Genomic DNA, 19330 nt, shown 5'->3' on the forward strand with positions numbered 1-19330 from the left:
AATTGAACAACTTATGAATTTTGGGCGCGCGGAATTTCGCGCGTGAATCTAATTTATAGCGAGTGTTCAGCGGAAAAAGAGGCATGCGCCTTTAGCAATTGCACAATTTTATAATTGGCTTCAGGAAATGAATAATCGGAGAGCTGCTCAAAGGGTACCCAACACAAGCCCATTTGGTTTTCGCGGCAGGTCGCGCGACCGGTGAATTCGTCCACCAAAAAAACAACCAGCGTCACTGTTCTATGGGGATATTGGTGATTGATTTCGCCGAGGAATGTGGACTTGTTGATTTGAATGCCCACTTCTTCATCAATTTCACGAGTCAAGGCTTGATCGGCCGCCTCGCCTTCTTCAAGCTTACCACCGGGGAATTCCCACATCCCCCCATGGCTGGCATGGGCGGGACGGCGGGTAATCAGAATACGCTGGTTTTTGTCTACTATAACGGCAACAGCGACTTTCACACCAGACTTCCGTGGCAGCTCTTGTATTTCTTACCAGAACCGCAGGGGCAAGGATCATTGCGTCCTATTTTTTGTCCTTCACGGCGATAAGGCGTATGGTCTTCCATGCCTTCCGCCGTCTCCTCGCCGTCCTCTTCGCTCTGACGCAGTAACTGCACGTTCTGGACCTGCTCGGAACGACGCTGATCTTCAATGGCCTGGACGTCCTCTTCCGTTTGGACCTGCACCGAGGTCAACAAGCGGATGATTTCGTATTTGAGGGTATCAAGCATCATGGTAAACAGAGCAAAGGCTTCGCGTTTATACTCCTGTTTAGGATCTTTCTGCGCGTAGCCGCGTAAATGAATGCCCTGACGCAAATGATCCATGGACGCTAAATGCTCACGCCAATGATTATCCATGGTCTGGAGAATAACCGACTTCTCAAACTGCGCCAGCACTTCACGGCCAGCCTGTTTCTCCTTCTCCTGGTAGCGTTCATAGCATAAGTTAAAGACACGTTCTTTAATCTGCTCCGGTTGCAGGGTATGATCGTTGTCCACCCAGTCCGCCACATCGGCTCTGACCTGAAAATCTTCATACAGGGTTTTGGACAACCCATCCAGATTCCATTGATCTTCGAGACTTTGCGGGGGAATAAAATTATCCACCAGGGTAAAAATGACTTCTTCGCGCATGGCATCAACCACTTCCTTCGGATCGGTCATGGCCATGATGGCCGCGCGTTGAGTGTAAATCACCCGCCGTTGGTTGTTGGCAACGTTGTCATAATCCAACAGCTGTTTACGGACATCAAAATGATGGCCTTCGAGTTTACGCTGCGCGTTTTCAATCGCTTTGGTGACCAAGTTATGCTCAATCGGCTCTCCCGGTTTCATGCCTAAACGACGCATCATGTTAATGACCCGTTCGGAAGCGAAAATACGCATTAAATTGTCATCGAGCGATAAATAGAATCGGCTGCTGCCGGGGTCGCCCTGACGGCCGGCACGGCCTCGTAACTGGTTATCGATACGACGGGATTCATGGCGTTCAGAACCGATAATGCGCAGCCCCCCTGCCTTAATCACGTCATCATGACGTGTTTGCCAATCGTCTTTAATGGCCTGACGCTCAGCTTCAGAAGCCCCTTCAGGCAACATGGCCAGCTCCGCTGCAAGGCTGCCGCCCAGAACGATGTCGGTTCCTCGTCCTGCCATGTTGGTGGCAATGGTGACTGCACCGGGGCGCCCTGCCTCTGCAATAATCTGTGCTTCCTTTTCATGGAATTTGGCATTCAACACCTGATGTTTAATGCCCGCTTTCTTCATTAACTGGCTTAATAATTCGGATGCTTCAATGGAAGCCGTTCCCACAAGAACAGGCTGTTTGCGCGCCATGCAGTCTTTCACGTCGTCGATGATGGCCTGGTATTTGTCTTCAAGGCCCAGGTAGATGAGATCGGCCTGATCCTGACGGCGCATGGGCTTGTTAGTCGGAATAACCACCACTTCAAGATTGTAAATCTGCTGGAATTCATAGGCTTCGGTATCCGCCGTTCCGGTCATCCCCGCCAGCTTGTCGTACAGTCGGAAATAGTTCTGGAACGTAATGGATGCCAGCGTCTGGTTTTCATGCTGAATGGGCACCAGCTCTTTAGCTTCAATGGCCTGATGCAGGCCTTCTGACCAGCGTCGACCCGACATGGTACGGCCAGTGTGTTCGTCAACAATCACCACCTGGCCATCTTTGACAATGTAGTCCACATCGCGATGGAACATGGCATGCGCTTTCAACGCCGCATTGACATGGTGCATGAGGATGATATTGCTGGCGTGGTATAAACTTTCGCCTTCATCCAGCAGGCCTTCTTTCATCAACAGTTCTTCGATATGCTGATGCCCGGCTTCGGTGAGGTGCGCCTGCTTCTGCTTTTCGTCCACCGTGTAATCGCCGCCATCCCCTTCTTCTTCCTGCTTTCTCAATTGAGGAATCAGTTTGTTGACTTTCATGTACAGCTCAGAGCTTCCTTCCGCCGCACCGGAAATGATGAGCGGTGTTCTCGCCTCATCAATCAGAATGGAATCCACCTCATCGACGATGGCAAAATTCAATTCGCGCTGCACCTTGTCGCTTAAGCTGAAAGCCATGTTGTCGCGCAGGTAATCAAAACCAAATTCGTTATTGGTACCAAAGACTATGTCAGCACGGTAAGCCTGCTGTTTTGCAGCATGCGTCATGTCCGGTGCAATGACGCCCACGGTTAAGCCCAAAAATTCGTAAATGGGTCCCATCCACTGGCTGTCGCGCTTGGCCAGATAATCATTCACAGTAACCACATGAACCCCGCGACCGCTGATGGCATTTAAATAAGCCGGTAAAGTACCGACCAAGGTTTTACCTTCCCCGGTGCGCATTTCAGCGATATTCCCTTCATGCAGAACCATGCCGCCAATCAGCTGTACATCAAAATGACGAAGCCCCATGGTACGGACAGACACTTCACGCACCACAGCAAAGGCTTCCGGCAGCAACTGGTCAAGTGATTCACCCTGGGAAAAACGTTGTTTGAACTCCGCTGTTTTCAGAGCAAGCTGTTCATTGGACAAAGCCTTCATTGCAGGCTCAAGGGCATTGATGCTGAGGACGGTTTTTTCCATGCGCCGCAGAGTCCGCTCGTTACGACTCCCAAACATTTTCTTTATCAACGTATTCAGCATGACCTTGCAAATCCTCTTAATAATCGTGGCAATCAAAATCGCTTAATTTACTAGAAATTGAGGAAAATTACTATGAATATAGTGATTCATCCGCTTTACCAGCCGGACTTTTGGCTTATTGGTTATTCTCTCAGCATCTAGGACGCCATGGGTTTAAAAATAAAATACACAGCTCCCAGCAAACAGAGCGAGGCCCATAAAAAATTCAAATGCACCCGCTGCCCCATATAAAAAACAGCAAAAGGCAAAAACACCGACAGGGTAATCACTTCCTGCATGATTTTAAGCTGCGGTAAATTCAAGTGAGCCTGGTTAAAGCCAATGCGGTTAGCGGGGATCATCAGTGTGTATTCAAAAAAGGCGATCAACCAGCTTAAAATAATAATCACTATCAGCGGCTTGCTGCTCTGCTGTTTCAAATGACCATACCAGGCCATGGTCATGAAGGTATTGGAACCCACCAGCAAGACTATCGTGGTCAGCAACGCATTCATTCAACCCACTCTCCTTGTTTTGTTTTTTCCATCGCCTGCAACAGAAAAACGGCATCCCCCACCAAGCCAGGATTTTTTTTCTGCTGCGCGCAAACCAGCAACTCTTTAAAACGCCTTGCTCCTGCCAACCCGTGCGCCAGATTAAGCACCGGCTTAAGCAGAATGCTCAACGGCACGCCCTCTTCGAATTGCTCGACTGCATAGCGATGATAATTCTCCATCACGGCACTGCGGCTTTGAATGGCGACATCGGGATACAGGAAGCGATGAAAGTCGGCTAAAGCATAAGGATTATTGCAGGCAAGACGCCCCAGCATTACGCCGTCCACCGCCTGCCAGTGCACTCGGGCTTCCTCCACCGTGTTGATGTTGCCGTTAATAACCACGGGCAGCGCGGGGAATGCCCTCTTGATACGATAAACATAATCATAATGCAGGGGAGGAATAGTCCGGTTTTGCTTAGGACTTAAACCCTGAAGCCAGGCTTTGCGGGCGTGAACAACCAGCTTGTCGCATCCGGCATCGATTAACTGGTGAGCGAAGGCTGAAAAAAAATCATAACTGTCCTGCTCATCAATACCGATGCGGGTTTTTGCGGTTACTGGAATACGAACCGCCGCCTTCATGGCCTTGATGCTTTGAGCCACCTGCTCGGGTTCTGCCATCAGGCAGGCGCCAAAACGGCCCGCCTGCACCCGATCACTCGGGCAGCCTAAATTCAGGTTCACTTCACTGTAACCCTTTTCCTCCGCTAAAATGGCGCATTGCACCAAGGCCTCTTGATCTGACCCGCCCAACTGCAGAGCCAAAGGCAATTCACAGCCGTGAAAGCCCAGGGCTTTTTTGGGATTGTTCAGCACAGCACCGGTGGTTTGCATGTCAGTATAAAGCAGCGCCCGCGGTGCGATAAGCCGCATCAACACGCGAAAATGGGTATAGCTCCAATCAATCATCGGAGCGACCGCCAAAGGAGAAATTAACGCATTAGTCAAAACTTGGGCATCACATGAAAAAGAATGCGGAAATTATACACTAAAAACGCGCGGCTGAAGACAAATGATGCGGCGTTATGATGATTTGAATGGGATGCCTGCGCAGGCGGGCATCCATTGGAAACTCGGATGAGGATGCTTGGGACTGAGCAGGCAAGGGCTACTATTCCGTCTTTGGATCCCTCCATGGCCGCTTGCGAAGGTAGGCATCAACTCACTGGATTTAACGCTTCAATCATCAGCTGTAAACGGGTGCGCCCCTGGTAGACATTGATATCCAGACGATAGGCGGCATGCACTTCCCGGACACGGTGGTTCGGCCATTGGCTGCGGTCGACATTAAAGGCGATGGCATCGACAGTGCCGCCGGTTTCAGGCAGTGCGAAAGTCAGCTTCAGGTGATTTTGCCCAACGACGCGCTGATCCAGAATTTCAAACACATTATCAAAACAGGGCTCTGGAAACTGTTGGCCCCAGGGGCCTGCCTGTTGCAGCAGGTGGGCGGTTTCAAGATTGAATTCAGTGTCTTTCAGAGGACCGTCCGTCAACAATTGCCCTTCGCACTGGCTGATGTCCAAATGCCGTTCGACTTCAGCAAGAAAAGCCGCCTGAAACGCGCTGAAGGAGTGCACCGGTAAACTTAAACCCGCGGCCATGGCATGACCACCGAATTTGGTGATTAAACCAGGGTGGTCTTTGTCAACAGCAGCCAGCACATCCCGGATATTTAAATCCGTCACGGAGCGGGCCGACCCTTTCAGTTCGGTTTCACTGACCATCGCAAAAGCAATCACCGGGCGATGGTAACGCTCTTTCAAGCGCCCAGCCAGAATACCGATGACCCCTTGATGCCACAATTTATCCATCAAGCACAAGGCCACAGGCAGGCGCTGCCCGTCAATCTTTTTAATGAGATCATCCACCGAAGCCAGCGCCTGTTCTTTCATCTCCGCTTCAATCAGGCGGCGCTCCTGGTTGAGCTCATCCAGTCGCTCGGCAAGGGCTTTGGCCTGTTTTTCATCTTCACACAACAGGCAGGAAATACCCAGCGACATATCATCCAACCGACCGGCCGCGTTAAGTCTTGGCGCGACCGCAAACCCCAGATCACTCTCACGCAGGCGGGAACACTCGCGTCCGGCGACAGTAATCATGGCTTTAATGCCCGGTCGGCATAAGCCCTGACGAATGCGTGTCAATCCCTGATTAACCAGAATGCGGTTATTCTGATCCAGTGCAACAACATCCGCGACAGTACCTAAAGCCACGAGATCAAGAAATTGCGCCATGTTAGGTTCGAGCAGCTGCTGAGCAGTAAACCAGCCGCTATTGACCAGATGACGTCTTAAAGCCAGCATGACATAAAAAATAACCCCTACACCCGCAATCGATTTACTCTCAAACCCATCCCCGGCCTGATTGGGGTTCACAATGGCGCAGGCATTGGGCAACTGCTCGCCCGGCAAGTGATGATCGGTAATCAGCACATCAATGTTTGCCCGATTGGCGGCCTCTACCCCTTCAATACTGGCAATGCCGTTATCGACCGTGATGATCAAATCGGGCTGCCATTTTTTGGCGACCTCGACAATGGCAGGCGTCAGGCCATAACCAAATTCAAACCGATTAGGCACCAGAAAATCAACATACTGGGCGCCAAATGCTTTCAGCGCCGAGACAGCAAGCGCTGTCGACGTGGCACCGTCGGCATCAAAGTCGCCAATGATTAAAATGCATTGCTGTTCGCGGAGCGCCTGTTCAAGGCGCAGGCAGGCTTTATCAATGTCTTTCAAGGCACTGAACGGCAGCAGGGTTTGCAGACGCCGGTCCAGTTGCGCTTCATCCGTGACTCCGCGGGTGGCATAAATACGCTGCAGGATAGGCGGTAATGAGTGGAGTTGAGGCATTGCCTCGGGTATTTCACGTTGTTTAATGCGCATCACTCATCTCTTCCATACTCTTAACCACCAGGGGAGGCGTCTGCATTGATAGGCCACATTACTCCAATACCATTGCGTGCGTTTTTTCCTGGCGGTTGCCTTTAATACTTGCGCCGTAGCAGCGGCCTGATCAGTCCCTATCACAACCACGCTGTCTGTGGGGAGTGTCTGTTCCTGAAGAGGCTGACATCCCGGGAAAGCGGTGAGTAAAACCGCATCGTTGCTAATCAGCGGTTTGGAGTGATTCGCATGCAATGTCCCACCACCCCAGAACCACAAGCCATTGATCGGCATGGCTCTGTTTTTGGCAGAATTAAGCGGGTGTGTACTCATGAACATCTGTAATTCAGTCAACAGCTTTTGCCAGAACATCGATTTATCCATAGTCTGCAATACCGGCATCATGGAGCGATGAAGCATAGTGTGAAGCGCAGGAAATTCGGCAGCGGCTTTATTGCCGGGATTGACCAACCAAAGGTCAGGACTGTGATAAACAAGCTCGAAACCGTCTTCTTTTAACAACTGGGATACCTCGGCAAACCAGATTTTTGCCAGCGAATCATCGAGCTCCAGCGCATCCCCGGTTGCGACAATCATCGCATCATTGTGCGTGGCCTCCCAATGAATGGGGGAAGCAATCAGCCAGTCACCCGCCAATGAGTGGTATCGCCGCAAGAGATCAGCCAACGGCGGGCTTGCGGCTTCATAGCCTAAAGCCACCAGGGCATTCGTCAAATAATGCCCCTGAGTGGCTAAAGGCAGACTGCGGGAAGGCACTTCCTCACAGGTGCTGTTGATTATCACATCCATGGTTAAACTGCCTGCTGGTAGCCGTCCCGTCTGAACAGGGCTTTGATGTTACGTAAAGCCTGTCGTGTGCGCTGGTTGTTTTCAATCAGGCCGAAGCGGACAAAATTATCTCCCTGCGCACCGAAACCAATGCCCGGAGAGACGGCCACATGCGCTTCCTGTAGCAGGTATTTGGCAAATTCAAGCGACCCCATGTGACGATAAAATTCAGGGATCTCAGCCCAGACAAACATGGTGGCTTTCGGACGAGTAACGGGCCAGCCCAAATCGTCGAGACCGTCGCACAAGACATTACGGCGTTGCTCATAGAGACTCCGAATTTCTTCCACGCAGTCATCCGATCCCTCCAGCGCCGTAATGGCAGCCACCTGGATGGGGGTGAAGGTACCGTAATCCAGATACGATTTAATGCGGGTCAATGCCGCTACCAGCTCCTCATTGCCACAGGCAAATCCAACCCGCCATCCAGGCATGTTGTAGGACTTCGACATGGAATACGTTTCGATGGCGATATCAATGGCGCCGGGAACCTGCAGGATAGAAGGCGCTTTATAGCCGTCAAACACAATATCGGCATACGCCAAATCATGAATGATCCAGATGTTGTGGCGCTTGCCCAAAGCCACGACCTCTTCAAAGAATCCATACTCCACGCAATGGGTGCTGGGATTAGCTGGAAAATTAATCACCAGTGCCTTGGGGCGGGGCCAGGTTTGTTCAATGGCGGTCTGTACTGCGGCTAGAAACTGCTGTTCATCAATCAGGGGAATCTGCTTCACATTCGCGCCGGCAATAATAAATCCATACGTATGAATGGGGTAAGCGGGATCGGGCACCAGCACGGTATCCCCGGGGCCGCTGATGGCCAACGCAAGGTGTGCAAGCCCTTCTTTGGAACCGATCGTCGTTAAAACCTGCTTTTCGCTGTCCAACATCACCCCGTAATGACGCTCATACCAGCTCGCCATGGCGCGGCGAAGCCTCGGGATGCCCTTGGACATGGAATAACGGTGGGTATCAGGGCGTTGTGCCGTTTCGACGAGTTTGTCAACGATGTGCTGCGGTGTCGGCTGATCCGGGTTGCCCATGCCAAAATCAATGACATCTTCTCCGCGCGCCCGCGCCTCCGACTTTAACTGAGTCATCGTGTTAAAGACATACGGTGGTAAGCGTTTTATACGCGGAAACTGGCTCATGTTGGCAACCCCCTGTGTTATACTGGCCAACAGTATAAATTATTGATTCGTCAAACACCATGCAAATTAATTTAGAAGCCCACGATCCCTACGCGGTTGAAGCCTACAGCGACACGGCAATCCAAATCAATGCCACCCTCTACACGCAAAGCCTGGTCGTTTCGACTCATGAACTCATCAGTGAGTGGCCTGTCCGCCGCATCGAGGAACTCAGCGATAACACCTTGGCTTCGCTGCTTAAACACCAGCCGGAAATCATCCTCATCGGCCATGGCGTCACCGGCCAGTTTGCTCCACCGGCCATTTACCAGCAATTGACCGCTCAACGAATGGCTCTGGAGTGCATGTCCATCGGCGCTGCCTGCCGCACCTATAATGTCCTTTTAAGTGAGGGCCGGCGTGTGGTACTGGGTATTATTTTGTGATCAACAAAGGGCTTACTGTTCATTAACCGGCTAATCAATCAACACGGCGTTGACCAGCTTCCCTTACCAATGGCAGTATGGAGAGACCCTCTCCTCACAGGATGTGATTATGTCATTTGCAAAAGGCTCCCGTCAGGCCCTTATCGACAGGCTTACTCGCAGTAAAATCCATTGCCGTACCGGCAAATGGACCAATTACATGGAAACAGTAACTCATTCTGGCGCCCTTGTGGTTCAGGTTGATACGGAGGAGCAGGTAAAAGAAATCATGCTCGCCATAAAGGAGCAGAACGAACAACATACGCATCACCGCATTACCGTTCGGGCAGCGGCCGGATGGAATGACAAAACCAGTAGCAACTGGTGCTGCTTTCCCTGGAAGCAGGCGCAGCAGGAACGCTACAATGGCTCCTTCTCTTTCTCTCCAATCGCCCGCGGCGATGATGTGGTTATCCTGTTCAGTGAAAAATACCAATCCGTTCAGGTCGAGGGCGTTGCCCCACCCCTTCCCCCCAGCGAGACCAACCCCATAAAAAATCTGCCGGCATCGATAGTCAAAGTCAGCGCCGGCGTTCAGATTGCGCGATTGGCCGATCAATTGCGGAAAAAAAATTTATCCTTGTCCACAGCCAGCATGATTGCCTGGGTGACAGCTGTGGGACTCGCCGGAACAGGCGGTCACGGCACAGGGCAGGATGAGACCGCCTTCAGCGGCCTTATCCTCAGCGCAACCCTTTGCGACATGGATGGCAATATCCGCGAAATTGACTCTAGCCATGAGGATTTTCCGCTGTTGTTCGGCGCGCATGCCGGCATGCTGGGTGTGATTCTGAACATTCGGTTGCGGGCGGTAAACGCTTTTAATCTTGAAGAGACAGTGCATAATTTCAAAAACGTTGACGACCTTAACACCCACCTTCCTGATTATTTGAACAACAATCACTATTTTACGCTGATGCGCATCCCCACTTACAGTAAAGTTCCAGTGGATAAATGGCATGTTCGCCTGTGGAATTACACCACCAGAGGACGAACCACAAACGACAATGCGCCTTACGCGGCAGATGCCAGTTCCCTCGCCCAGGAGTTGAGCGTGCGGGTCGGCGATTCGATTCAGGACAGGCTGACCGAGCCGGGTTTACAGCATTTGCTGCCTGCTTTTATGCAACTCACTGCCGCGATTGTAACCAGTACGCGCGGCACCAAAACCGTGGTGGATTATGAAAATCACATCACCCATTACCAGGTCGGATTCCCCAAAGCCATGCGGGATGTTAGCTACCTCATTCCGGTGGATAAGGATAAGGCGGCAGCGCTTTTGGCTGAGATTTGTAAAAAACTGGACGACATGCTGCAGGAAGCCGGCGAACGCGGAGAATACCCGCTGACCTATGCCTATTATGTCCGTTATTTTAAAGGCACCAATGGCGGTTTATCCACTTCCGCTACGGCAAACGAGCATCAGCGCGTGTTTGCCATTGACATGGTCACTCATCCTCACGCGTCAGGCATCGCCCGTTTTGAGACGGAATTTCTTGCTTTTCTTAGGGAAAAAGGCATTCAACCCCGCCACCACCTGGGTAAGCATTTTCCGCATGGTGTAGTCAATTATGCCGATTTCCTGGACAAGGAGGCCTTAACCGCCTATCGCCAGGCTCTCGTTCGCTGGTATGGCAGCGAGGACAAGCTGAAACAAAGCCCTTTCCTTACCCCTTACATGAATGACATGCTCTTTTCCGAGCCCCAATATCAACCGGATCCTGAACCCGCGCCTAAGCAGTCAAAAGCCACGGTTTCACACTACTCCGCGTCAGAGGACAAAGCGTTCTTAAGCCGATTGGTGAAGGAAATCAGCCAATTTCCGCTGCCTCACGAAATGGATACGCTTCGTGATGAATTCATCCGCCAGTGTAAAGAACAGATTGATGCGCCGGACGTGGTGCTTCTGGTTTAATTGCATCTCAAAGGGTCAGGGCCTGCCGGCTCTGACCACAGCCGCACGTGACATTCAGCGTTAAACCTGCCTTCTTGCCTCCAGCACATTGGGAATCTGCTCAAGACGGGTCAGGAGACGAGACAGACTGTTTAAACCATCGATTTCAACAGTCAGAGTAATGTAGGCACTGTTATCCTGCTTGTTGGCGTTGGTCTGCAACGCATACACATGGGCTTTTTCATTGGATAACAAAGAGGTCACATCCCGCAATAGGCCTGGCCGATCAAAGGCTTTGATAAGAACATCCACCACGTAATGATCGCGAGTAGCACTTCCCCAGCTGACCTGTAAAAAACGCTGTTTCTGCTTTTCAGTGGCATGCAGGATGTTAGGGCAATCCTGGCGATGAACCGACACGCCGCGACCAATGGTAATGTAACCGACAACCGTATCGCCAGGCACAGGCTGACAACAACGGGCCATGTGAGTCATCAAATTACCCACGCCCTCAATGCGCAGATCACTGCCAGTGACCTCCGGCACACTCTGCGGCTTGACAATGTTTTGAATGCTGGGCTCAACCACTTCAGCCGGAGACAGGCGATTTAAAATCTGACTGAGCTTGATGTCCCCTCGCCCGAGGGCCGCTAGCAGGTCATCCAGGCGTTTGTAGTTGAAGGTTTTGACGACCTCCTGTAATTTTTCCGCTTTAATCCCCAGGGTTTTCAATTCCTTGTCAAGAATGTCATGGCCTTCCGCACGGTTTTTATCGTAATCCTGCATCTTGAACCAGTGCAGTACCTTTGCTTTGGCGCGAGAGGTTTTCAGGTAATTCAAGTGCGGGTTAATCCAGTCACGGGAGGGACGCTCGTCTTTACCGGTTAAAATTTCCACCCGATCCCCGGTTTTGAGGGCATAGGTCAATGGCACGATCGAGCCATTGACTTTGGCGCCGCGGCAGCGATGACCTACTTTGCTGTGCACGTGGTAGGCAAAATCCAGGGGCGTTACTCCGGCTGGCAAATCAAGCACATCCCCGTCGGGCGTGAACACGTAAACCCTGTCTTCCAGAAATTCCGTCTCAATAGCTTCGGAAACACCGCTTGACGTGGCCATTTCCCGATGCCAGGCCAATACATCCCGCAGCCATTCGATTTTGCGTTCGTGACTTTGCTTATGGTGAATGCCGCTTTCTTTGTATTTCCAGTGCGCCGCCACACCCATTTCCGCCAAATCGTGCATCTGAAACGTGCGGATCTGCACTTCAAACACCCGTTCCTCAGGCCCTACGACCGCCGTATGCAGGGATTGATAACCGTTGGCTTTGGGGTTGGCGATGTAATCGTCGAACTCTGCCGGCACCTGCTTCCACACATCATGAACCATGCCCAGCACTTCATAACACTGCTCTTTGGTTTCCAGCAAAACCCTGACCGCCGTGGCATCGTAAATTTCATCCAGCGACACGTTCTTGCGCGTCATCTTTTTATAGATGCTGTGGATGTGTTTGGAGCGGCCATACACGGCAAAATGATGCACGCCCAACGCCTGTATGTATTTATTGAGCTCATCAACAATCAAGTTGACGTAATGATCCCGCTCAAGCCGCTTGGCTTTTAATCCTTTGGCAATGGCCTTGTAATCGTCGGGATGCAGCAGGCGGAAGGCCAAATCCTCCATCTCCCATTTGATGGCTCCGATCCCCAGGCGGTTGGCCAGAGGGGCATAAATTTCCATGGCCTCGGTCGCAATTTGCGTGCGCAGCGCTTCCGGAAGCTGGCTTGAGGCACGCAACACACTCAACCGCTCTGCCAGTTTGATAAGGACGACACGCACATCATCCACCATGGCCAGCAGCATTTTTCGGATGTTGTCGATCTGGTGCTTGTTTTGCGGGTTATTCAAGGCCTGCAGATTATGCATGGCACTCATGCGCTCTACCCCCCTGACCAGTTTGGCAATGGCGGGATTGAGCTGTTCTTCCACATCATCCAGCGACAGTTCGGCATAGTGAACACTGACGAAAATAATGGCTGCGGTCAGTGTTTCCTGGTCCACTTCCAAATCCGCGAGAATATCGGCCATGGTTAAGCCCTGCTGCAGGCAGGAAACGCCGGTTTCAGTCGCATGATCAAGGCCGCTTAACTGACTTAAAGTGCAGGCATTACGGATCATCCCCAGATCTTGAAAATACCCTTTGCTGCCGAGTTGATGGAGCCATTGCTCCACATCAATGCCGCCGTCTGATAACCAGGGCGTACTTTCTTTCACTTTAACCATCACTGTTTATCCTTTTCAAATAAGGCAATGGACTCCACGTGGGCCGTGTGCGGAAACATATCCATTACCCCAACTGCTCGTAAACGATACCCATGATGATTAACCAGAATATCGGTGTCGCGTGCCAATGTCGCTGGATTGCAGGATACATAAACAAGCCTTATAGGATTAAGTTTATCGATTTGGCGAACAATTTCCAGTGCTCCGGAGCGCGGCGGATCAATCAGCATTTTATCAATGGGTTGCCTGATGATCGCTGCCAACGCATCAACCTGGTCCAAATCGGCACAATAAAACCGCGCATTGCTGATGCCATTGTAGTCTGCGTTCATCGCTGCACGCCTCACCATGGTGTCGCTGCCCTCAACCCCAATGACCTCTTTACTGCGACGTGCCAGGGGCAGGGAAAAATTGCCGAGACCACAAAACAGATCAAGGACGACATCGCCTGCATTCACATCCATTAATTCAAGGGCCTTGCGGACCATCAAACGGTTTAAACCGGCATTCACCTGGGTAAAATCGGTCGGGTGAAAGCGAAACCGGACCTGTTCATCCGGTAATTGATAATGCAGGTACTCCTCGCTGTCCCCAGGTGAGTAAAACAGGCTGACACTGTCAGGTCCCTGGGGTTGCAGATACAGTTTAAAACCGGATGCGTCACCAAAACGTCGCAGCGCCTCCTTGTCCGTTTCACTAAGCGGCGTCATGTTCCTGAAAATCAGAGCCACCTCGTCATCACCGGCAGCCACTTCAACCTGAGCAATACTCTGGGGCGAATCAAAGGAATCAATGAGTGCGCGCAAAGGCATAATTTGCTCCTCCACACGGGCATTTAAAACCGGACAATGCTCAATCTCAGCAATGTAGCGCGGGTTGCTTTTTTCCCGGAAACCCACCAGCGTGCCCTGCTTCTTTTCAACATAACGCACACTTAAACGCGCCTTGTTGCGGTAATGCCAACTGCCGGCGCTTAAAGGGGCCAGTGTCGATTCCGGTTCAACTTTACCGATGCGGCGAAGCAAATCCAACAGCAGTGTTTGTTTCTCATGGATCTGTGCATTCTCATCCAGGTGCTGCAGAGAACACCCGCCGCAGGCACTGTAATGCTGGCATCGCGGCGACACCCGGTTGGCAGCCGGCGACAGAATCTCAAGCGCACGCCCTTCATCAAAATCGTTTTTGGTGCGTGTGTACTGAAATAACACGGTTTCTCCAGGCAGGGCATCTTGAATAAACGTCGTCTTGCCATTCAGACGGGCAATGCCGCGGCCATCGTGGCTGAAATTGACAATTTCAGCGGTTTGAACTGTTCTTGGGGGTCGTTGCTTTCGTCTGCTCATCCAACTACTCTACTCTGGTTTAAACATCAATTCGTCAAGGACTTATGTTACCATACTGACTTGAATACGCTTTATTCTATGCGCTTAAATAGATCAAACATTCAAGGAAAAATACAATGATTAAGGATATCATAGCCAAATTGCTGCTGTCATGGTTCATCATTGGCGTGACAAAAGCCAGTCCCCTCAATCATCCTTCAATCGAAGAGCACCTGAAACAACACAATGCCGGATTTGCCAATCTGGAACACCGTGATTATGGCAACCAGGTTCTTCTTCACTGGGAACCGCTTTCGCCGCCGCAAAATAACCGATTGACGCTTCCCAATGGATTGCAGTTAAGTTATGGGGAGCTGGTCATGTACGCGGGCGATTTGTTCGGAGACCCCTACAAACCCATTTCAAACTGCAAATCCCAGCAACAGGAAGCCTGCTTTCTTCGTCAGTTTAACGCCTTGGGTGGGTTAAACAGCGACAACGCCTGCAAAGACCCGTTGACGCTGGTCAGCGAGTACAGCGAGTTTTTTGCACGGCTGGAGACCGAGCTTCAAGCGGCCGAAGCCAAGGGGCAAAAGCCATGGGAGTTTTACAAACAGCATTTCAGCGATCTCTCTCAGTCGTTAAACCGCATTGGCTGCGGCGGGACCGCCATCAATGGGTATCTGCCTTTAGGCCTCTATCTGAAACTGGCCCAGGTTAATTTTGATCATTTTGTTCCTGATGCCCTGACGGCCTATCGTGCAGGTCACGCTGTTGCGCTCCGCTCAGCCTTAAAAGCGCATCATGCCCTGAGCGAGGGCAATCTGGCAGAGGCGGACAAAGCCCTGCACCTCGCTTATGCGCAAAATGCCTTTGCCAATCACTTCCTTACGGACTCCATGTCCTCAGGCCACATGAGAACGCCAAGACGAGCCATCCATAACGACATTGCCCTTCCAGCCATTCTGAATCTGCTGATTGCCAACCTCATGCACGATGAAGACTCAAGGTATGGCCTTGAAGTCAGCAACGCGCTGGGTTTAAGCTGGAGAGCCTATGGCGATGATTACTTAAGCCACCCCGATGCCGCAAGGCACGTCGAAATCCTGACACACATCATGCAGCTTTCTGCCGATGCCATTTACCAGACGTTCCGTGACGGCACTCTTCCTGCCACCTACGAGGAATTACGCTGGCTGCCAGACTTCGACAAAATTGAACAATTACCGAATCATTCTCCCTTATTTAAAGTAGACAATGGTGTGTTACTGAAACGCGTCAGCAACCATGATCCCAATGATCACCATTGGACTGCCCTGTGGAGCGGATTAATTACGCTGATTGATTTTCAGGTGCATAAGGACTGATTGGCGACACCGGTGCATCACGGCGAGGAAGCCCAGTTTCGATGAGTTGCTTGCCCGCGCAGGCGGGCAACATGTTGTCAGGTTTAACTCAAGCTGGCCAGAAACGTTTCCACTTCTTTCGGTGTCAATTCCACATGATCACCCCGGGATAGCGAACGCGGCATCGTGAGTTTGCCGTAACGGATGCGAATAAGGCGGCTGACCTCGACACCCTGGGATTGCCACAGGCGGCGAACCTCCCGATTACGGCCCTCCGTCAGCGTCACGTGATACCAGGCATTGGTCCCCTCGCCGCCGCTGAATTCAATGCGCTTGAATTTCGCCATGCCGTCGTCCAGTTCAACCCCCTTTAACAGGGCTTTGATTGCCTCTTGCGAAACCTGGCCGTGCACCCGAACGGCATACTCCCGTTCCAGTTCAAATTTAGGGTGCATGAGGCGGTTAGCCAAATCGCCATTATTGGTAAAAATCAATAAGCCTGAGGTATTAATGTCCAGGCGGCCTACCTGCACCCATCGCCCCTGGCGAAGCGGTGGTAACTTGTCGAACACCGTGCGGCTGTGTTTGGGATCGCTGCGGCTTGAAATTTCACCCACCGGCTTATGGTAAAGCAAAATGCGTGTCTTTGCCTGTGCTTTCAGCGGATTGGCAATGACCTTGCCCTTGACAATGATTTTATCCTCAGGGCCGGCGCTGTCGCCCAATTTGGCCACCGCGCCATTGACGCAAACCATGCCCATTTCTATCCAGCGTTCCATTTCGCGTCGAGAACCAAAGCCTGCCTGGCTCAGTATTTTCTGTAATCGTTCTGTTGTCATTTATTCTACACACTCTTCTACTGATTCTTCGCGGGTTGGGGCGGGTATGGCCTCCGCTATCTTAAGGGGAGGCAATTCATCAAGACTTCTTAAATTAAAATAATCAAGGAAGGCTTTGGTTGTAACATACACGGCAGGTTTGCCGGGAACGTCGCGATGCCCTGCGACCCGAATCCATTCCCGCTCCAACAAGGTTTTTAACATGGAACTGCTGACAGCCACCCCGCGGATATCCTCGATATCAGCCCGTGTTACGGGTTGCTTGTAAGCGATAATGGCTAAGGTTTCCAACAAAGCGCGGGAATATTTAGCCGGCTTCTCCGCATTGAGACGGCTTATCCAGTGACCATATTTCGCTCGGGTTTGAAAACAATAACCGCTTGCGACCTCTGCTAACTCGATACCCCGTTCGCTGTAATCCTGTTTCAGCTCCAAAAGCGCCTGTTGCACACGCTCAAGCCCCGGATTCTCCCACTCATTGAACACCGAAAGCAACTGTTGCATGCTTAACGCTTCCGAAGAACTCATCAATAAGGCTTCAAGGATTGCTTTTAATTGGTGATTATCCATGATCCACCGCCATAATGTGAATCGGACCGTAAAGGAGTCCCTGATTAATGATGACCAGTGACTGCCTTGCGAGTTCAAGGACTGCCAACAGGCTGACCGCCAGGCCCATCCGCCCTTCAGTCGCGGAGAAAAGGCGCGTAAACAGCAGCGTTTTTTCCTGGCTTAAGCGCTCGAGAACCATCGTCATTCGTTCACGAACCGACAATTGCTCACGACTGATTTGATGATTACTCTGATGGCCTTGCTTTTCAGCCAGTTGCCGCATCATTTCCGGCAATAAAAACAATTCAACATCAGGATGAATGGTCATTGCGGCAAGGCCTGTGGCCTGGATTTCGACTCGAAAATAATCGCGTTCGCAACGCGGCAGCTCATCGAGGCTTTCCGCCGCCATTTTCATTTCTTCATAGGCCTTAAGACGGCGCACCAAAGCCATGCGGGGGTCTTCTTCTGGTTCATCCTCTGCATTGGGCGTCGGCGGCAAAAGGCAACGGGATTTAATTTCCGCCAGCATGGCCGCCATAACCAGGTAATCAGCGGCAAGCTCCAGGCGGGTGGTTTCAAGGAGTTGGATGTACTGAATGTACTGCCGGGTAATATGAGCAATGGGGATATCCAGAATGTCGATATTCTGCCGGCGAATGAGGTACAACAGCAGGTCAAGCGGACCTGAAAAACTGTCCAGAAGCACTTCCAGCGCATCGGGCGGAATAAACAGATCCGCCGGCATCTCGGTAAAGGGTTTACCGCTGACTAAAGCCAGAGCCGGTGCAGTATTCTCCGCCAGCGTCGCATCCATTAATAATCCAGCCCCATCACTTCGCGGACATCATTCAGCGTTTTATTGGCTTCTTCCCTCGCCGCTTCACTGCCGTCTGCGACAATGCGCTTTACCGAACCTAAATCTTCTTCAAAATCCTTAATCGCGGCCTGAAGGGGCTTTAACTCCTGTTGAATGGCATCAACCACCGGACGTTTGCATTCAATGCAACCGATACCGGCTGTGCGGCAACCGGTTTGCACCCAGGCTTTGACATCGTCTGCGGAATAGATTTTGTGCAACTGCCAGACGGGGCACTTTTCAGGCTCTCCGGGATCGGTACGTTTGACCCGGGCAGGATCCGTCGGCATGGTCAGGATCTTTTTCTCGACCTGTTCAGGCTCTTCACGAAGACTGATGGTGTTGTTGTAGGATTTAGACATTTTTTGACCGTCTGTCCCCGGCATTTTCGATGTCTCGGTCAGCAGGGGGTGCGGTTCAGGGAGAATGATTTTTCCCGAACCATCCAGGTAGCCGAGCAGGCGCTCTTTATCGCCCAGCGACAGGTTATGCTGATTGGCGAGCAGGGCTTTGGCCGTGTTTAAGGACTCGTGATCGCCATCCTGTTGAAACTGGCGCCGTAATTCTGTATACAGACTGCCATTTTTCTTACCCATTTTTTTGATGGCTTCCATCGCCAGGGCTTCGAAATTAGGCTCTCGACCATAGATGTGATTAAAACGACGCGCCACTTCGCGGGTTAATTCAATATGAGCCACCTGATCTTCACCTACGGGGACATAATCGGCTTTGTAAAGCAACACGTCAGCACTCTGCAGCAGGGGGTATCCCAGAAAGCCATAAGTCGCCAAATCCTTTTCGTGCAGTTTTTCCTGCTGATCTTTAAACGTTGGCACGCGCTCAAGCCACCCCAGAGGGGTAATCATGGATAAAAGCAAATGAAGTTCGGCATGCTCTGGCACCCAGGACTGGATAAAAATCTTGGAAAGGCTGGGGTTAATTCCGCAAGCCAACCAGTCAATGACCATATCCCAGAGGATGGTTTCAATAAAACCGGGTTCATCGTAACGGGTGGTCAAGCCATGCCAATCGGCCACAAAGAAATAACAATCATACTGATGTTGTAATTTCAACCAATTTTTAATCACACCATGGTAGTGTCCAAGATGAAGACGACCACTGGCACGCATGCCAGAGACTACACGTTTACTCGCACTAAACAAGGCTGACATCGAA

General features: G+C 51.4%; 16 protein-coding genes. 3 read left to right on the plus strand and 13 right to left on the minus strand.

Annotation, left to right across the window (positions count from 1 at the left end; all coding sequences use genetic code 11):
• Positions 1-53: 53 nt before the first annotated feature.
• The 7 genes from mutT to alaC form a co-directional block, all read right to left on the minus strand.
• Positions 54-464: an 8-oxo-dGTP diphosphatase MutT gene (mutT, locus tag DYE45_RS08085; RefSeq protein ID WP_108293752.1), complete on the minus strand. Its 411-nt coding sequence runs from the start codon at positions 462-464 to the stop codon at positions 54-56.
• Positions 461-3163, minus strand: a complete 2703-nt coding sequence (gene secA, locus DYE45_RS08090; RefSeq protein WP_108293754.1) for a preprotein translocase subunit SecA — start codon at positions 3161-3163, stop codon at positions 461-463. The genes mutT and secA overlap by 4 nt, the downstream gene beginning before the upstream one ends.
• Before the next feature lie 137 nt (positions 3164-3300).
• The gene (locus tag DYE45_RS08095; protein WP_108293756.1) at positions 3301-3657 is read right to left on the minus strand and encodes a DMT family protein; all 357 of its coding nucleotides are present in this window, start codon (positions 3655-3657) and stop codon (positions 3301-3303) included.
• Positions 3654-4649, minus strand: coding sequence for a tRNA dihydrouridine(20/20a) synthase DusA (gene dusA / locus DYE45_RS08100; protein ID WP_108293758.1), 996 nt, complete (start codon positions 4647-4649; stop codon positions 3654-3656). Before dusA ends, DYE45_RS08095 begins: the two co-directional genes overlap by 4 nt.
• Positions 4650-4858: 209 nt before the next feature.
• Positions 4859-6589, minus strand: coding sequence for a single-stranded-DNA-specific exonuclease RecJ (gene recJ, locus DYE45_RS08105; RefSeq protein WP_108293930.1), 1731 nt, complete (start codon positions 6587-6589; stop codon positions 4859-4861).
• Positions 6590-6592: 3 nt separating this feature from the next.
• Positions 6593-7399, minus strand: a complete 807-nt coding sequence (locus DYE45_RS08110; RefSeq protein ID WP_115300740.1) for a hypothetical protein — start codon at positions 7397-7399, stop codon at positions 6593-6595.
• A 2-nt stretch (positions 7400-7401) separates the two neighbouring features.
• On the minus strand, positions 7402-8595 hold the full coding sequence (gene alaC / locus DYE45_RS08115) for an alanine transaminase (protein ID WP_108293762.1): 1194 nt from the start codon (positions 8593-8595) through the stop codon (positions 7402-7404).
• A 59-nt stretch (positions 8596-8654) separates the two neighbouring features.
• Here alaC and DYE45_RS08120 point away from each other — a divergent pair, with 59 nt between their 5' ends.
• On the plus strand, positions 8655-9020 hold the full coding sequence (locus tag DYE45_RS08120; RefSeq protein ID WP_108293764.1) for an Mth938-like domain-containing protein: 366 nt from the start codon (positions 8655-8657) through the stop codon (positions 9018-9020).
• A 109-nt stretch (positions 9021-9129) separates the two neighbouring features.
• Positions 9130-10974: an FAD-binding protein gene (locus DYE45_RS08125; RefSeq protein ID WP_108293766.1), complete on the plus strand. Its 1845-nt coding sequence runs from the start codon at positions 9130-9132 to the stop codon at positions 10972-10974.
• Positions 10975-11034: 60 nt separating this feature from the next.
• On the opposite strand, the gene relA is transcribed toward DYE45_RS08125, so the two are convergent.
• Entirely contained in the window at positions 11035-13236 is a 2202-nt protein-coding gene (gene relA / locus DYE45_RS08130; protein ID WP_108293768.1) for a GTP diphosphokinase, read from the minus strand.
• Positions 13236-14579, minus strand: a complete 1344-nt coding sequence (rlmD, locus tag DYE45_RS08135; RefSeq protein WP_108293770.1) for a 23S rRNA (uracil(1939)-C(5))-methyltransferase RlmD — start codon at positions 14577-14579, stop codon at positions 13236-13238. The genes relA and rlmD overlap by 1 nt, the downstream gene beginning before the upstream one ends.
• Before the next feature lie 116 nt (positions 14580-14695).
• Here rlmD and DYE45_RS08140 point away from each other — a divergent pair, with 116 nt between their 5' ends.
• A complete protein-coding gene (locus DYE45_RS08140; RefSeq protein ID WP_108293772.1) occupies positions 14696-15925 on the plus strand; it encodes a phospholipase in 1230 nt (409 codons plus the stop codon).
• Positions 15926-16008: 83 nt separating this feature from the next.
• On the opposite strand, the gene rluB is transcribed toward DYE45_RS08140, so the two are convergent.
• Genes rluB through DYE45_RS08160 form a run of 4 tightly spaced genes read right to left on the minus strand, consistent with a single transcriptional unit; the run spans position 16009 to position 19326 of the window.
• The gene (gene rluB / locus DYE45_RS08145) at positions 16009-16743 is read right to left on the minus strand and encodes a 23S rRNA pseudouridine(2605) synthase RluB (protein ID WP_108293774.1); all 735 of its coding nucleotides are present in this window, start codon (positions 16741-16743) and stop codon (positions 16009-16011) included.
• Complete coding sequence (scpB, locus tag DYE45_RS08150) at positions 16744-17313, minus strand: SMC-Scp complex subunit ScpB (RefSeq protein WP_108293776.1); 570 nt, start codon at positions 17311-17313, stop codon at positions 16744-16746.
• Positions 17306-18112 carry a segregation and condensation protein A gene (locus DYE45_RS08155; RefSeq protein WP_108293778.1) on the minus strand — a complete coding sequence of 269 codons (807 nt, stop codon included), beginning with the start codon at positions 18110-18112 and terminating at the stop codon, positions 17306-17308. Before DYE45_RS08155 ends, scpB begins: the two co-directional genes overlap by 8 nt.
• On the minus strand, positions 18112-19326 hold the full coding sequence (locus tag DYE45_RS08160; RefSeq protein WP_108293780.1) for a tryptophan--tRNA ligase: 1215 nt from the start codon (positions 19324-19326) through the stop codon (positions 18112-18114). Before DYE45_RS08160 ends, DYE45_RS08155 begins: the two co-directional genes overlap by 1 nt.
• Between the last annotated feature and the right edge of the window lie 4 nt (positions 19327-19330).

The sequence above is a fragment of the Legionella taurinensis genome (genome assembly GCF_900452865.1).
In the GTDB taxonomy this organism is placed as follows: Bacteria; Pseudomonadota; Gammaproteobacteria; order Legionellales; family Legionellaceae; genus Legionella_C; species Legionella_C taurinensis.